At 72.6% G+C, this 13,361-nt stretch carries 14 protein-coding genes; 8 read left to right on the forward strand and 6 right to left on the reverse strand.

Annotated features, from left to right (window positions below):
• The first annotated feature begins 145 nt into the window (after positions 1–145).
• Positions 146–370 (forward strand): DUF397 domain-containing protein, encoded by a 225-nt coding sequence (locus AB0C87_RS31270; protein WP_345178647.1) that lies wholly within the window; start codon positions 146–148, stop codon positions 368–370.
• A 4-nt stretch (positions 371–374) separates the two neighbouring features.
• On the opposite strand, the gene AB0C87_RS31275 is transcribed toward AB0C87_RS31270, so the two are convergent.
• Together AB0C87_RS31275 and AB0C87_RS31280 are read right to left on the reverse strand one after the other, a co-directional pair.
• Positions 375–1,376 (reverse strand): PHB depolymerase family esterase, encoded by a 1,002-nt coding sequence (locus AB0C87_RS31275; protein WP_360580810.1) that lies wholly within the window; start codon positions 1,374–1,376, stop codon positions 375–377.
• A gap of 9 nt (positions 1,377–1,385) precedes the next feature.
• Positions 1,386–2,714, reverse strand: a complete 1,329-nt coding sequence (locus tag AB0C87_RS31280; RefSeq protein ID WP_353834569.1) for a tannase/feruloyl esterase family alpha/beta hydrolase — start codon at positions 2,712–2,714, stop codon at positions 1,386–1,388.
• A gap of 261 nt (positions 2,715–2,975) precedes the next feature.
• On the opposite strand from AB0C87_RS31280, the gene AB0C87_RS31285 reads away from it, so the two are divergent.
• The 5 genes from AB0C87_RS31285 to AB0C87_RS31305 all read left to right on the forward strand — a co-directional run bounded on the left by AB0C87_RS31285 (position 2,976) and on the right by AB0C87_RS31305 (position 7,610).
• A complete protein-coding gene (locus AB0C87_RS31285) occupies positions 2,976–3,749 on the forward strand; it encodes an ABC transporter ATP-binding protein (protein ID WP_360352285.1) in 774 nt (257 codons plus the stop codon).
• Positions 3,736–4,428 carry an ABC transporter ATP-binding protein gene (locus AB0C87_RS31290; RefSeq protein ID WP_345178638.1) on the forward strand — a complete coding sequence of 231 codons (693 nt, stop codon included), beginning with the start codon at positions 3,736–3,738 and terminating at the stop codon, positions 4,426–4,428. Before AB0C87_RS31285 ends, AB0C87_RS31290 begins: the two co-directional genes overlap by 14 nt.
• Before the next feature lie 10 nt (positions 4,429–4,438).
• Positions 4,439–5,677 (forward strand): ABC transporter substrate-binding protein, encoded by a 1,239-nt coding sequence (locus AB0C87_RS31295; protein WP_353834567.1) that lies wholly within the window; start codon positions 4,439–4,441, stop codon positions 5,675–5,677.
• A gap of 12 nt (positions 5,678–5,689) precedes the next feature.
• A complete protein-coding gene (locus AB0C87_RS31300) occupies positions 5,690–6,550 on the forward strand; it encodes a branched-chain amino acid ABC transporter permease (protein ID WP_345178634.1) in 861 nt (286 codons plus the stop codon).
• A 70-nt stretch (positions 6,551–6,620) separates the two neighbouring features.
• A complete protein-coding gene (locus tag AB0C87_RS31305) occupies positions 6,621–7,610 on the forward strand; it encodes a branched-chain amino acid ABC transporter permease (RefSeq protein ID WP_353834566.1) in 990 nt (329 codons plus the stop codon).
• A 62-nt stretch (positions 7,611–7,672) separates the two neighbouring features.
• Here AB0C87_RS31305 and AB0C87_RS31310 read toward each other — a convergent pair whose 3' ends face one another.
• Positions 7,673–9,556: a GAF domain-containing protein gene (locus tag AB0C87_RS31310; RefSeq protein WP_360580814.1), complete on the reverse strand. Its 1,884-nt coding sequence runs from the start codon at positions 9,554–9,556 to the stop codon at positions 7,673–7,675.
• An 11-nt stretch (positions 9,557–9,567) separates the two neighbouring features.
• The gene (locus tag AB0C87_RS31315) at positions 9,568–10,356 is read right to left on the reverse strand and encodes a 3-hydroxybutyrate dehydrogenase (protein WP_345178630.1); all 789 of its coding nucleotides are present in this window, start codon (positions 10,354–10,356) and stop codon (positions 9,568–9,570) included.
• A gap of 172 nt (positions 10,357–10,528) precedes the next feature.
• Here AB0C87_RS31315 and AB0C87_RS31320 point away from each other — a divergent pair, with 172 nt between their 5' ends.
• Together AB0C87_RS31320 and AB0C87_RS31325 are read left to right on the forward strand one after the other, a co-directional pair.
• Entirely contained in the window at positions 10,529–11,479 is a 951-nt protein-coding gene (locus AB0C87_RS31320; protein WP_345178629.1) for an alpha/beta hydrolase, read from the forward strand.
• 29 nt (positions 11,480–11,508) lie between these two features.
• Complete coding sequence (locus tag AB0C87_RS31325; protein ID WP_345178628.1) at positions 11,509–12,216, forward strand: YafY family protein; 708 nt, start codon at positions 11,509–11,511, stop codon at positions 12,214–12,216.
• A 55-nt stretch (positions 12,217–12,271) separates the two neighbouring features.
• On the opposite strand, the gene AB0C87_RS31330 is transcribed toward AB0C87_RS31325, so the two are convergent.
• The gene (locus AB0C87_RS31330; RefSeq protein ID WP_353832791.1) at positions 12,272–12,562 is read right to left on the reverse strand and encodes a hypothetical protein; all 291 of its coding nucleotides are present in this window, start codon (positions 12,560–12,562) and stop codon (positions 12,272–12,274) included.
• Between the two features lie 22 nt (positions 12,563–12,584).
• Positions 12,585–13,340 (reverse strand): L,D-transpeptidase family protein, encoded by a 756-nt coding sequence (locus tag AB0C87_RS31335; RefSeq protein WP_353832790.1) that lies wholly within the window; start codon positions 13,338–13,340, stop codon positions 12,585–12,587.
• Positions 13,341–13,361 lie beyond the last annotated feature (21 nt).

Here is a 13,361-nt window from a genome sequence, read left to right on the forward strand (position 1 = left end):
GCTAACCCGGCGGGTGACCTGGCGTTCGTAATACCCCGGTTCTCATCACACCTCTGCCTTCGGTCATGGCCGACGCGCCCACTGCCCCCTCTTCGTATGTTGCGCGCCCGCCAGGGCGTACTAGCAGAACATTGAATCTCCGTTAATGACAACGACGTCTCATGGTGCCGCCCTCGAATGGCGTAAGAGCACCCGTAGCGCCTCCGGTGACGAATGCGTCGAACTGGCCGCCGGCATTGCCGCCGGCGGCCGGGATCCGGTCGTGCTCGTCCGCGATTCCAAGGCGCCCGCCGGAACGGTTCTCCGCTTCGGTGGCGCCGAGTTCGCCGCCTTTCTGGGACGGGTGGGACGCGGCGAACTCGACCCGTGAGGCGTCAGCCGCCGAGGGCGTGGACCATCCGCATGATGGTCTCCACCTGCTTGCCGCCCTTCATGTCGTAGGCGGTGTCGCCGCCGTAGCCCCACCAGTTCCAGCAGCCCTGCGGGTTGCCGCCCAGCCAGCTGGACGCGGTGGCCTGCGGATACAGGACGATCATGCCGTTGGTGTCGGCGTACTCGTTGAGGTGGGTCTTCGTCGCGAACGCGTTCCCGACGACGCCGCGCCCCTGCTGGCAGCCGTGCAGCGCCACCATCAGCCTGCACGTCCCCGAGCGGCAGCTCGCCGGGATGTAGGCGAAGCCCGTCGCGTCCATGCTGATGGACGAGGCGCTCCCGCCCGGCGCGTAGGCGTTCTGGTCGAACTCCATGAGCGTGCCGCCGGGCGAGGGCGCGGGCGATGCCACGGACCCGAACAGGTGCCCCAGCATCGAGCGCTCAGGGTCGTCGCCGCACGTGTTGATGTAGGGGGTGTAGGTGGCCGAGCAGGGGTTGGGGCCGAGCGGGCTCACCCAGGCGTGCCCGGACGGCGAGGTCCTCGTGTAGGAGACGGCGGCCCCGAAGTCCTGGTAGAACCCGGCGAGGTCGTCGTTCACCGACTGCTTCACCGTCGAGTCGTTCGTCCCGTGGTAGATCCACACCGGGTGCCCGGCCAGGTTGCTCACCGGATCCACACGTCCCTGCGCCGAGCGGTCGCGGGCCGTCCGCTCCAGTTCCGCGGGGGCGTCGTCGTAGAGGTCGTTCATGCACGCGAGCTGCGCGGTCGTCACGTCGCCCCGCGCGCAGTGGTAGGGCCCGGCGGTGAAGATGCCGGCGCCCCGGAACGTCCCGGAGTAGGCGATGTGGAGCTGGTCGGCCATGTAGCCGCCGGACGAGACGCCGCTGACGTACGAGGCGCTGATCGAGTGGCGGGGAAGCGCGGCGGCGGCCGCGGACGCGGGCGACGCGCTGACGGTCGCTAAGGCGAGCGCGGCGGCCGCGACGAACGGGGTGGGTTTCATGGTGTTCCCCTAGCTGAGGGAGCAGGTGTTCACGGTGTCGCCCGATGCGGGGCGGGGGAGCGTGGCGCTCTTCGGTGGCGTGGTGCCGTGCTGTGTCCAGGACTCCAGGGCCGTGAACGCGGTGCGCATGCACGGCAGGAGCGGGCGCAGGCGGTCGGGGAAGGAGTCGTAGAGGCCGTCGACGTGGTTGGCGGCTTCCAGGCGGTAGTAGCGGTAGGGCGCCTTTCCCTTGGCGCGGACGAGCTTCGCGTAGACGTCGGAGTCGGTGCCGATGGGCAGGAGGGTGTCGTAGGTGCCGTGAAGGGTGATCAGGGGCTTGCGGATGCGGCCCGTGAGCGCCACGCGGGCGACGGCACGGTGGACGCTCCTCGGACGTGTGGCGTAGTCGTAGGCTGCCTCCTCTCCCGTGTAGGCGGGGTCGAATTCCTGGCGGTAGACGCGCTGGGTGAGCCCCCAATAGACCTGGTCGTGGAACGGCCAGAGGAACTCCGAGCCGGGGGCGAGGCCCGCGTTCAGGAGTGCTTTGTGGGCGGACGGGTCGCCGGTGGCCGCGTAGGCCGGATAGGCGCGCAGCACCTGCGGCAGGTAGGTGAACAGGTTCGGGCCGCCGGCGCGCCAGAGCGTGCCCTCCGCGTCGATGCCGCCGTCGTACAGCTCTGGGCGGTTCTCCAGCTGCCAGCGGACGAGGTATCCGCCGTTGGAGATCCCCGCCGCGTACGTGCGGCGCGGGGTGCGCCCGTACCGCTGCGCGACGACCCTCTTCGCGGCCCGCGTGAGCTGCGTGACCCGCTCGTTCCATTCGACGACGGCGTCGCCGGGGCGGCGGCCGTCCTTGAAGAACTCGGTGCCGCTGTTGCCCTTGTCCGTCGCTGCGTAGGCGTAGCCCTTGGCGAGCGCCCAGTCGGAGATGGTGAAGTCGTTGGCGTACTGCCGCCGGTTGCCGGGCGAGCCGGCGACGACGAGTCCGCCGTTCCAGCGCTCGGGCAGGCGGATGACGAACTGGGCGTCGTGGTTCCAGCCGTTGTTGGCGTTGAACGTCGAGGTGTCGGGGAAGTAGCCGTCCAGCTGGATGCCCGGGACCCCGGACGGGTTGCGCGTCCCGGCGGCGTGCAGCCCGGCCCAGTCGGCCGGGACGGTGTGGCCCGAGGCGGCCGTTCCCGCGGTCGTGAGGTCGCCGAGGCAGGCGGCCACCTGCTTCTCCGCCCCCGGCACCGCGAGCCCGGGCGCGCAGCCGGGGCTCAGCCGCGCGTCGGCCTGCGCGGCCAGGGGCGCGACCAGGGCCGCGGTGAGGGCGCCGGCCACGGTGCCGGCGGTAAGGGCGGGGCGGACGATGGGCATTCCGGCTCCTCGGGACGGACGTCAGATGCCCGCCATGGTGAGCGCCGCCTGTGACCGCTGCCACGTGGCCCGCACACATATCGCGTCGACCCGCCATGTGCCCGTGGTCGTGACCTGCGCGTGATGTGTCTCACACCCGTATCCGGCCGTCCGAATGTGGGTGCCGGTCACATGGTCCGGTCCGCGGGCGCCACCTAGCGTTCCCGGTCACGGCGGCCCGAGTGCGATTCGGGCCGTCCCCGACGAGCGCGAGGAGGGCGCATGGGCGACCCGGACCGTAAGGCCCCGGTGCTGGCGGCGCGCGGCCTGGTCAGGGAGTTCCGCGGCTTCAGGGCCGTGGACGGCGTGGACCTCGACGTCGCCGAGGGGTCCGTCCACGCGCTGGTGGGGCCGAACGGCGCGGGCAAGACCACGCTGTTCAACCTGCTGACCGGATTCCTGAAGCCGACCGCGGGCAGCGTCCGGCTCGGCGCGCAGGAGCTGGCCGGGCGGCCCCCCGAGCTGATCGCCAGGCTCGGCCTCGCCCGGTCGTTCCAGATCACGAGCCTGTTCGCCGAGCTCACGCCGCGCCAGCACGTGGAGCTGGCGCTCGCCGGCCGCACGGGGCTCGGCTGGCGGTTCTGGCGCTCGGACAAGGCGCTCGGCCGCCACTCCGAGCGCGCCGCCGAACTGCTCGGGCAGGTCGGGCTGGACGAGCACGCGGACGTCCCGGCCGGGTCGCTGGCCTACGGCCGCAAGCGCGCCCTCGAACTGGCGCTGGCCCTCGCGCTGGACCCGAAGGTGCTGCTCCTGGACGAGCCGACCGCCGGCATGGGCGTCGAGGACGTCGGCCGCACCGTCGACCTCATCAAGAAGGTGCGCGACGGGCGGACCGTGGTGATGGTCGAGCACAACATGAGCGTCGTCTCCAGCCTCGCCGACCGGGTCACCGTCCTGCAGCACGGCCAGGTCCTCGTCGAGGGCCCCTACGCCGAGATCCGCCACGACCCCCGCGTCGTCACCGCCTACCTCGGAGACTCCCATGCTGCGCATTGACGGACTGTCGGCCTGGTACGGCGAGGCCCAGGCCCTGCGCGAGGTGTCGCTGCACGTCGACGAGGGGGAGATCGTCACCCTCGTCGGGCGCAACGGCGCCGGCAAGACCACGCTCCTGCGCTCCCTGATGGGGCTGCACCGCGGCGCGTCCGGCACGGTCCGGTTCCTGGACGAGGACATCTCCGGGCTGAGCCCGCACAGGCGCGCCCGGCGCGGCCTCGGCTACGTGCCCGACGACCGCGGCGTCTTCGCGACGCTCTCGGTGGAGGAGAACCTCACCCTGCCGCCCGTGACGGGCCCCGACCCCTGGTCGCTGGACCGGGTGTACGAGACCTTCCCGCGCCTGCGAGAGCGGCGCCGGTTCCCCGGGACGAAGCTGTCGGGCGGCGAGCAGCAGATGCTCGCGCTCGCCCGGGTGCTGCGGACCGGCGCCCGCCTGCTCCTGTGCGACGAGCCCACCGAGGGCCTGTCGCCGCTGATCGTCCAGCAGATCGGCGACATCCTCCGCGAGGTCAAGGCGGCCGGGGTGACCGTCCTGCTCATCGAGCAGAACGTGCACTTCGCCGCGACCGTCGCCGACCGCCACCACCTGCTCGCCGAGGGCCGGATCGTCGAGTCCATGGACAACGACGAGGTCCGCGCCCGCGAGAGCGAACTCCTCCAGTACCTCGGAATATAGGGAGACCCCCATGAGAGTTCTCGGACGCTCGGCCGCGCTCGCGACCGCCGGAGCGCTGCTGGCCGGCTGCGCGGGCGGACCCGGCGGGGGCGGGGGAAAGATCAGCGATGACAAGCTCGTGCTGGCGGTGCTGACCGACCAGTCCGGCGTCTACGCCGACCTTTCGGGCAAGAACGCCGTCGAGGCCGTGAAGATGGCCGTCGCCGACTTCAAGGCCAAGTACGGGGACAAGGCGGTGACCGACAAGATCGAGGTCATCTCCGCCGACCACCAGAACAAGCCCGAGGTCGCCAACTCCAAGGCCCAGGAGCTCTACGACCGCAAGAAGGCCGACCTGATCCTGGACGTGCCCACCTCGTCGGCCGCGCTCGCCGTCGCCACCGTCGCCAAGAACAAGAAGAAGCTGTTCATCGACGTCGGCGCCGCGACGACCGAGCTGGAAGGCAAGCAGTGCAACAAGTACACCTTCCACTACGGCTACAACAGCTACATGCTCGCCAACGGGACGGGCACCGGCGTCACCAAGGACGGCGGTAAGAACTGGTACATCGTCTACCCGGACTACGCGTTCGGGCAGGACATGCAGAAGACGTTCACGACGGCCATCAAGGGCGCGGGCGGCAGCGTCGTGAAGAGCGACCCGACGCCGTTCCCGAACGACAACTTCTCCACGTTCCTGCTGAAGGCCCCGGGCCTGAAGCCCAAGCCGCAGGTGCTCGGCGCCATGCAGGCCGGCGGCGACCTCGTCAACCTGGTCAAGCAGTACAACGAGTACAAGCTGCGAGACAAGGGCGTGAAGCTCGCCGCGGGCCTGATGTTCATCACCGACATCCACTCGCTCGGCTCGGACGCCCTCGCCGGGACCCGCTTCACCGACTTCTGGTACTGGAACGCCAACGCGGGCAACCGCGCCTGGGCCGACAAGTTCAAGGCCAAGACCGGAGCCCGCCCGACGGCCGTGCACGCGGCCGACTACTCGGCGGCGCTCCAGTACCTGGAGGCCGTGCAGCGCGGCGGCACCGACAAGTCCGACGACGTGGTGAAGCAGCTCGAAGGCGCCAAGGTCAACGACGCCTTCACCTCCACCGGCACCATCCGCGCCGAGGACCACCTGCTCACCCACGACGCCTACGTCGCCGAGGTCAAGCCCGGGAGCGAGGTCAAGGAGCCCTGGGACTACGAGAAGATCGTCAGCACGATCCCGGCGGCGGAGGCGTTCCAGCAGCCCGACCCGTCCTGCTCCCTCTAGGCGGGCCGCGACGTGCTGCAACAGGCGTTCAACGGGCTGGTGGGCGGGGCGTTCTACGCCCTGCTCGCCCTCGGCCTGGCCGTCATCTTCGGGATGCTGGGCGTGGTCAACTTCGCGCACGGCGCGTTCTACATGCTCGGCGCCTTCGGCTCCTTCGTGCTGCTCGACTCCTTCGGCGTGAACTTCTGGCTCGCGCTGCTGATCGTGCCCGTCGTCCTCGGGATCGCGGGCGTGCTGCTGGAGCGGCTGTTCATCCACCGGCTCGCGCCGCTCGACCCGCTCTACAACTTCCTGTTCACCTTCGGGCTCGCCCTGATCCTCCAGGACCTGGTGAAGCGCAGGTACGGGGTGCAGTCGCAGCCCTACCCGCGCCCGTCCGCGCTGGACGGGTCGATCGACCTCGGCCTGTTCACCTACCCGACCTACCAGGTGTTCGTGCTGGCGGTGTCGGTGCTGGTGTGCGGCGCCGTGTGGGTGGTGCTGACCCGCACCCGCGTCGGCATGATCGTCCGGGCGGCGACCGAGCGGCCCGAGCTGTCGCGGGCCCTCGGCATCGACGTCGCCCGCTGGGTGACGCCGGTGTTCGGGTTCGGCATCGCGCTCGCCGCGTTCGCGGGCGTGCTCGCCGCGCCGATGCGGGCGGTCAACCCGCTGATGGGCTCCGACCTGATCATCACGGTGTTCGCGGTGGTCGTGATCGGCGGCCTCGGGTCGGTGTTCGGCTCGGTCGCCGCCGGCTTCGCGGTCGGCCTCGTGTCGGCCCTCGGCAACTACTACGTTCCGTCGCTGTCGCAGACGCTGGTCTTCATCCTGATGGCCGCCGTGCTGCTGTGGCGCCCCGCGGGCCTGTTCGGACGCGAGGAGGCCCTGTGACCGCCAGAGATCCTGTGACCGCCAGAGACCCTGTGACCGCCGAAGGCCCTGTGACCGCCGAGGAGATCTCGTGATCCTCTCCAAGCTGGCCGGACGGCCGGTCCTGCTGGCCGCGGGGCTCGTGGTGGCGCTCGTCCTGCCCTGGTTCGTCTACCCGCCGGTCGCCCTGGACATCGTCTGCTGGGCGCTGTTCGCGGCCGCCGTCGACCTGCTGCTCGGGTTCACCGGGCTCCTGTCGTTCGGGCACGCGGCCTTCTGGGGCGGCTCGGCGTACGCCACCGGCCTGATCGCGCTGCACTCCGGGCTGCCGTTCCCCGTGGCCGTGCTGGGCGGCGCCGCCTTCGCGGCCGCCCTCGCCGTCCCGATCGGCTTCCTGTCGGTGCGGCTGCGCGGCATCTACTTCGCGATGGTCACGCTGGCCTTCGCACAGATGGTGTACTTCATCGCCAACCAGTGGAGGGACGCGACCGGCGGCGAGAACGGCCTGCAGGGCATTCCCCGGGAGCTGTTCGGGGTGGACCTGTCCGACCCGTTCTTCTTCTACTACGCCGCGCTGCCGTTCATCCTGGCCGGGCTGTTCGTCGCCTGGCGCATCGTCCGTTCCCCCTTCGGCAGGGTCCTGATGTCGATCCGCGACAACCCGAACAGGGCGCGGGCGCTCGGCTACAGCATCGACCGCTACAAGCTGCTCGCCTTCGTCCTGTCGGCGGCCCTGTCGGGCCTCGCGGGCGGCCTGTTCACCGTCGGGCACGGCTTCGCGTCCCTGCAGGGCGTGTACTGGACGACTTCGGGCCAGGCCGTGATGATGGTCGTCCTCGGCGGCATCGGCACCCTGTGGGGCGGGGCCATCGGCGCCGCCCTGGTCGTGGAGCTGAACGACTACCTGGCCACCGCCGGGTTCGAGGAGACCGGGATCATCACCGGCGCGATCTTCATCGTGGTCGTGCTGCTGTTCCGCCGCGGCGTCTGGGGCACCGCCCGCGACCTCGTCGCGGCCCGTGCGTCCCGCGCCCGCCCTGCTCCCGAGAGCAAGGACACCAAGGTCGAGGCCTCCGTCTGACACGAACCGAGTCGGCGGCGCGCCTTCCCTGGAAAGGGGCGGCGCGCCGCGTCGCGGCGTGCTCAGCGGGAGAGACGGTGAAGGCGCAGGGCGAGCTGGAGTTCCAGGGCCCGCTCGGGGGTCTGCCAGTCGTCGCCGAGGAGGCGGGCGATGCGGTCGAGGCGCTGGCTCACGGTGTTGACGTGGATGTGCAGGCGCTCGGCCGTCCGCGACAGGCTGCCGCCGGTCCCGAAGTAGGCCTCCAGGGTCTGGACGAGGGCCGTGCCGCGCCGCTCGTCGTAGTCGAGGACGGCGCCGAGCGCGCTCCCGAGGAAGCCCGTCACGTCGCGGTCGTCCCCGATGAGCAGGCCGACGAAGCCCAGCTCGGACGCGCCGGCGCCGTCACCGCGGCGTCCGAGGGCAAGCAGCGCGTCGGCGCAGCGCTGAGCCTCCCGGTGTGCGGAGGCGACCCCGCCCGGACCGCTCACCGGGCCGGCCGCGCCGACCGTGGCGGGACCACCGAGGGAGGCGCCGAGCTCCTTGGCGACCCGGCGCGCCGCATCGCCCGGCCGGTCGCCCGGCAGCAGCAGCACGACCTCCTCCGCCCGCGAGGCGGCCAGGCCGTGCTCCACCGCCGCGAACGACGACGCCCAGAAGGCCGCGCGGGGCCGGTGCTCGCGGGAGTCGTACTTGGCGCACAGCACCACGTGCGGGGCGCCCAGGTCGACGCCGACGCGCCGCGCCCGCGCCGTCAGCGCCTCGGCGCCCGCCCGGCGGCCGGACAGCAGGTCGTCCAGCAGCTCGCCGCGCACCCGGCCCTCGGCCTCGGTGGCGCTGCGCTGGAACAGCAGCAGCAGCGCGGTGACGAGCGCCGCCCGCTCCAGGATCCGCTGGTCGGCGTCGTCGACCTCGTCGGCGGTGCGCAGCACCAGCGTGCCGAGCATCTCGTCGCCGGTGGAGACCGACGCGATCCACAGGTCGCCGCGCCTGACCGTGCGGCCCTGGGCGCGCGCGGAGTGCGCCGAGGCCGAGACGCCGCCCAGCTCGTCGTCGCCGAGGGGCTCCGGCGCGGCTCCGGTCGTCGCGAGCCTGCGCCCGTCGGCGTCCAGGACGTGCAGGGTGCCGCCCAGCAGCTCGGTCACCACGGCGCCGACGTCCTCCACGCCGCCGCCCCGGACCACCACGGCGGTCATCCGGTCGTGCGCGCGCGCCGCCCGCTCCACGGCCGCGCTCCGCGCCTTGACCTCCTCGTTGGCGGCGCTCAGCTCGGTCAGGGCGGTGCGGGTCTCCTCCAGGAGGCGGGCGTTGTCGATGGCGATGGCGGCGTGCGCGGCGAGCGAGCCGAGCAGCGCCACCTCCTCCTGGTCGAACGGGCGCTGGCTGCGGTTCGCGGCCGTCAGCACCCCGATGACCCGGCTGCCCAGCCGCATCGGCACGCCGAGGATGGCGACCAGGCCCTCCTCGGCGACGGCGTCGTCGATGAACCCGCGGTGCTCGAACTGCGCGTCCCCCAGGTAGTGGGCGCTGTTGTACGGCATCGCGGTCTGCGCGACCAGGCCGACCAGACCGGTGCCCATCGGCAGCCTGAGCTGCCGGAACGCCGCCGACACCGACCCGTCGGTCACCCGCATGTAGGTGTCGCCGCGCTCGTCGTCGTTCAGCGTCAGGTAGGCGATGTCGGCGTTCAGCAGCCGCCGGGCGCGGCGGGTGATCGCCTCCAGCACCGCGTCGAGGTCGCGCAGCCCGGCCAGGTCGCCCGCGGTGTCGAACAGCGCCGCGAGCTCGTTCTCCCGGCGGGCGTGCCGCCGCATGATCGTCCGGACCCGCAGTGCGGCGATCTTCGTCGCCTCCAGCTCCTCCAGGACGGCCGGGGGCGCGCCCTCCGCCCGCGCCTGGACGAGGGGACCCTCGAACTCGACGGGGGAGGCCTCCCGGGCCAGCAGTTCGAGGAAGACGCCGCAGGTCATACGGGTCATTCTTAGTGCGCCGTCCAGCCGCCGTCGAGTGCCAGGGACGCGCCGGTCACCATCGAGGCGGGCGGGGAGCACAGGTAGGCGACGAGCTCGGCCACCTCGTCCGGCTCGATCAGCCGCTTCACCGCCGCGTGGTCGAGCATGATCCGCTCGACGACCTCGTCCTCGGGCAGCCCGTGCGTGCGCGCCTGGTCGGCGATCTGGTTCTCCACCAGCGGCGTCCGGACGTAGGCGGGGTTGACGCAGTTGGACGTCACGCCGTGCGGGGCGCCCTCCAGCGCGATCACCTTGGACAGCCCTTCGAGGCCGTGCTTGGCCGTCACGTAGGCCGCCTTGTACGGCGAGGCCCGCAGCCCGTGCACGGACGAGATGTTGACGACGCGGCCCCAGCCGCGCTCGTACATGCCGGGCAGCGCGTCCCGCACCAGCCGGAACGGCGCCTCGACCATCAGCCGCAGGATCCGCGCGAACGTGTCCGGCGGGAAGTCCTGGAGCGGCGCCACGTACTGGATCCCGGCGTTGTTGACCAGGATGTCCGCGCCGGCGGCCAGCCCGTCGAGCGCGTCCACGTCGGCCAGGTCGGCGAGCAGGGGGACCCCGCCGATCTCGGCGGCGGTCCGCTCGGCCGCGTCCCCGTCGATGTCGGCCACCACCACCTCGGCGCCCGCCGCCGCGAGCCGCCGGGCGCAGGCGCGGCCGATGCCGCTCGCGCCGCCGGTGACCAGGGCGCGCCGGCCCGCCAGGTCCAGCGTCCCCGAAGTCCCCGCGTCCACCCGCGGTGTCACGCTCGTCATGCGCAGAACTTATGGACCGTGAGCCCGCCCTCCCATGTGGGCCGCGCACACAATCCACCGCCGGACGGTATGGGTGCGCCTGGTTCGGCCCTTTTCTCCTCCCGCGTCCCGAGCATGCGCCGGGGCGGCTACCGTTGGCCCGCACTGGCCGGCCACGCCGCGAGGGGTAGGGATGCACGAGATCAGGCACCGCTTCGTCCGGTCGGACAGCGGGCTGCGCATGCACGTCGCCGAGGCGGGCGAAGGGCCCCTCGTGCTCCTCCTGCACGGCTTCCCCGAATGCTGGTACTCCTGGCGGCACCAGCTCACCGCGCTCGCCGAGGCGGGCTTCCACGCCGTCGCGCCCGACCAGCGCGGCTACGCCCGCACGGGCGGCCCCGCCGATCCCGGCCAGTACACGATCCTGCACCTGGCCGCGGACGCGGTCGGGCTCGTCGGCCCGCTCGGCGCCGACCGCGCCGTCGTCGTCGGCCACGACTGGGGCGCCCCCGTCGCCTGGGCCGTCGCCCAGATGCGCCCCGACAAGGTGCGCGGCGTGGTCGGGATGTCGGTGCCGCACCGGCCGCGCGGCAGCAGGCCGCCGGTCGAGTCCATGCGCCGCCTGTTCGGCGACGGCTTCTACATGGTGCACTTCCAGCAGCCGGACGTCCCGGAGGCCGAACTCGACCGCGACCGGGCCGCCACGTTCCGCCGCATGCTGTACGGGGTGTCGGGCGACGGCCCGTGCCCGCCGCTGATCGCCCCGGAGGGCGGCGGCTTCCTCGACGGCCTCCCCGACCCGGAGAAGCTGCCCGGCTGGCTCACCGGCGACGACATCGCCGCCTACGTCGAGGAGTACGCGGAGAGCGGCTTCACCGGCCCGGTCAACTGGTACCGCAACCTCGACCGCAACTGGGAGCTCACCGCCGCCTGGCACCGCGCCCCCATCGGCCCGCCCGCCCTCTACATCGCGGGCGACCGCGACCTGGTCGCCGTCGGCGCCCGCGACGCCGTCGCCTCCATGCGCGACTTCGTGCCGAACCTGCGCGAGACCGTCTGGCTGTCCGGATGCGGCCACTGGACGCAGCAGGAACGCCCCGCGGAGGTCAACGAGGCCCTGATCGGCTTCCTCCGCGCCCTCTGACTGTCGGACCCGGCGCGTACGGTCGGCGCGTGAACCGCACCGACCGCTTGTACGCGCTCGTGGAGGAGCTGCGTGCCCGCGCCCCGCGCCGGGCCAGCGCGCGGGAGCTGGCCGCGCGGTACGAGGTGAGCGTCCGCACGATCGAGCGCGACATCGGCGCCCTCCAGCAGGCCGGTGTGCCGATCTTCGCGGACGTCGGCCGGGGCGGCGGCTACACGCTCGACAAGAGCCGGACGCTGCCGCCGCTGAACTTCACCCCCGCCGAGGCCGTCGCCCTCGCGATCACCCTGTCCCGGGCGGGCGGCTCCCCGTACTCCCGGGCCGCCCGCACCGCCCTCCACAAGATCGTCGCCGCGATGTCGGCCGCCGACAGCGCCTCGGCCCGCGAGCTGGCCCAGCGCGTCCGCTTCCTGACCCCCGCCGAGAAGGACGACCCGGCGTCCGTGCCGGCCGTGCTGGAGGAGGCCATCCGCACGCGCCGCGTGGTCCGCCTGACCTACGTCGACCGGGCGGGCGCCGAAACCGAGCGCGACGTCGAGCCCGTCACGTTCACGGCGTCCGGCGACGGCTGGTACCTGACGGCCTGGTGCCGCATGCGGGGCGGCCGGCGCGTGTTCCGCACCGACCGCGTCCGCCGCGCCGCCCTCCTGGAGGAGACCGCCCCCGAACGCCCGGTCGAGGCCATGCACGACGACATCCCGTCCGACTACACCGTCCGCCCTCTGGAGTTCATCTAGCGTCTCGACGGCGGCAGGCCCGCACGACGGGAGACGTGCGGGCCCGCGGTCACGGTCAGCCGGTGTAGTTCGGCATCTTGGGGATGGCGTTGCCGGGGGGCTGGGGCATCGGCGCCGCGCTGGGCGTCTGCGGGTTGCCGGGACGGGTGGTCGGGGCCGGGGCCCCGGGACGGGTGGTCGGGCCCCCGGGACGGGTGGTCGGGCTGCCGGGCGGGGCGCTCGGGGTGGGGGTCGCCGCCGGGCTGCTCGGCCGGGGGGTGGCGGTGGCGGCCTCGGCGGTGGCCATGCCGGCACCGGCCAGGCCGACGCCCAGCGCGACGGCTGCGATGAGGGATTTCAGGCGCATCGATGTTCCTTTCGGTGTGGTGTCATTCCTTGACGACGACAGGCGTGCCGATCGCCAGGTTCTTGGCCATCCAGGTGATGTCGTCGTTGCCGACCCGAACGCAGCCGTGGCTGGCCCTGCCGCCCAGCGCCGCCGCTTTGTTCGTGCCGTGCACGGCGAGCTGCCCCGGGCCGCCGGCGAACGTCTTCAACGTCGGCGAGAACCCGCTCAGCCCGAAGGCGTACGCGCCGTAGGCGCCGTTGGGGTCCGGCGGTCTGACCAGTTCGGTGAAGTAGAAGCGGCCGGCCGGTGTCGGGGTGCCGCCCTCGCCGGTGGCGACCTTTCCGGTGCGCAGCACCTTGTCGCCGTCGAAGACGGTGAACGTGAACGCCCTCGGGTCGATCTCCACGCGGTGGGGCGTCGACGACAGCTGGACGTCGGACGCCTTGACCCACCCGGTGCTGCCGTTCGGCCGGATCGGCAGCAGCACCTTGAGCCAGTCGCCGTCCCTGGCCTCGACGAGGAAGACCCGGACGGCGCCCATCTCGTTGGGGCTGGACAGCGTCTTCCAGGCCGCTCGGTCGCCCTTCTGCTTGTGCACGGCGATCCGGCGGCCGCGCACGGTCGCTATCTCGGCACCGCCCTGCCGCTCGGACCGCTGCGGTCCGGCGGCCGCCGGCCGGTTCGCGCCGGACGGGCCGTCCCCTGATCTGCCCTCGTCCGACGAGCCGCAGCCGGCCAGCCCGGCGATCAGCCCGGCGGCGAGCAGGGCACCGGTATGGATCTTGACTTGGCGCATGCCGCGAGATGCTGGCCGAGG

The sequence above is a fragment of the Actinomadura sp. NPDC048021 genome (genome assembly GCF_040653135.1).
In the GTDB taxonomy this organism is placed as follows: domain Bacteria; phylum Actinomycetota; class Actinomycetes; order Streptosporangiales; family Streptosporangiaceae; genus Spirillospora; species Spirillospora verrucosospora.

What these genes read in the sequence shown, in the direction of transcription:
- AB0C87_RS31335 (WP_353832790.1), bottom strand. Translation starts at nt 13,340, where the DNA reads ATGCGCCAAGTCAAGATCCATACCGGTGCCCTGCTCGCCGCCGGGCTG.
- AB0C87_RS31285 (WP_360352285.1), top strand. Translation starts at nt 2,976, where the DNA reads ATGGGCGACCCGGACCGTAAGGCCCCGGTGCTGGCGGCGCGCGGCCTG.
- AB0C87_RS31310 (WP_360580814.1), bottom strand. Translation starts at nt 9,556, where the DNA reads ATGACCTGCGGCGTCTTCCTCGAACTGCTGGCCCGGGAGGCCTCCCCC.
- AB0C87_RS31275 (WP_360580810.1), bottom strand. Translation starts at nt 1,376, where the DNA reads ATGAAACCCACCCCGTTCGTCGCGGCCGCCGCGCTCGCCTTAGCGACC.
- AB0C87_RS31320 (WP_345178629.1), top strand. Translation starts at nt 10,529, where the DNA reads ATGCACGAGATCAGGCACCGCTTCGTCCGGTCGGACAGCGGGCTGCGC.
- AB0C87_RS31270 (WP_345178647.1), top strand. Translation starts at nt 146, where the DNA reads ATGACAACGACGTCTCATGGTGCCGCCCTCGAATGGCGTAAGAGCACC.
- AB0C87_RS31280 (WP_353834569.1), bottom strand. Translation starts at nt 2,714, where the DNA reads ATGCCCATCGTCCGCCCCGCCCTTACCGCCGGCACCGTGGCCGGCGCC.
- AB0C87_RS31330 (WP_353832791.1), bottom strand. Translation starts at nt 12,562, where the DNA reads ATGCGCCTGAAATCCCTCATCGCAGCCGTCGCGCTGGGCGTCGGCCTG.
- AB0C87_RS31290 (WP_345178638.1), top strand. Translation starts at nt 3,736, where the DNA reads ATGCTGCGCATTGACGGACTGTCGGCCTGGTACGGCGAGGCCCAGGCC.
- AB0C87_RS31315 (WP_345178630.1), bottom strand. Translation starts at nt 10,356, where the DNA reads ATGACGAGCGTGACACCGCGGGTGGACGCGGGGACTTCGGGGACGCTG.
- AB0C87_RS31295 (WP_353834567.1), top strand. Translation starts at nt 4,439, where the DNA reads ATGAGAGTTCTCGGACGCTCGGCCGCGCTCGCGACCGCCGGAGCGCTG.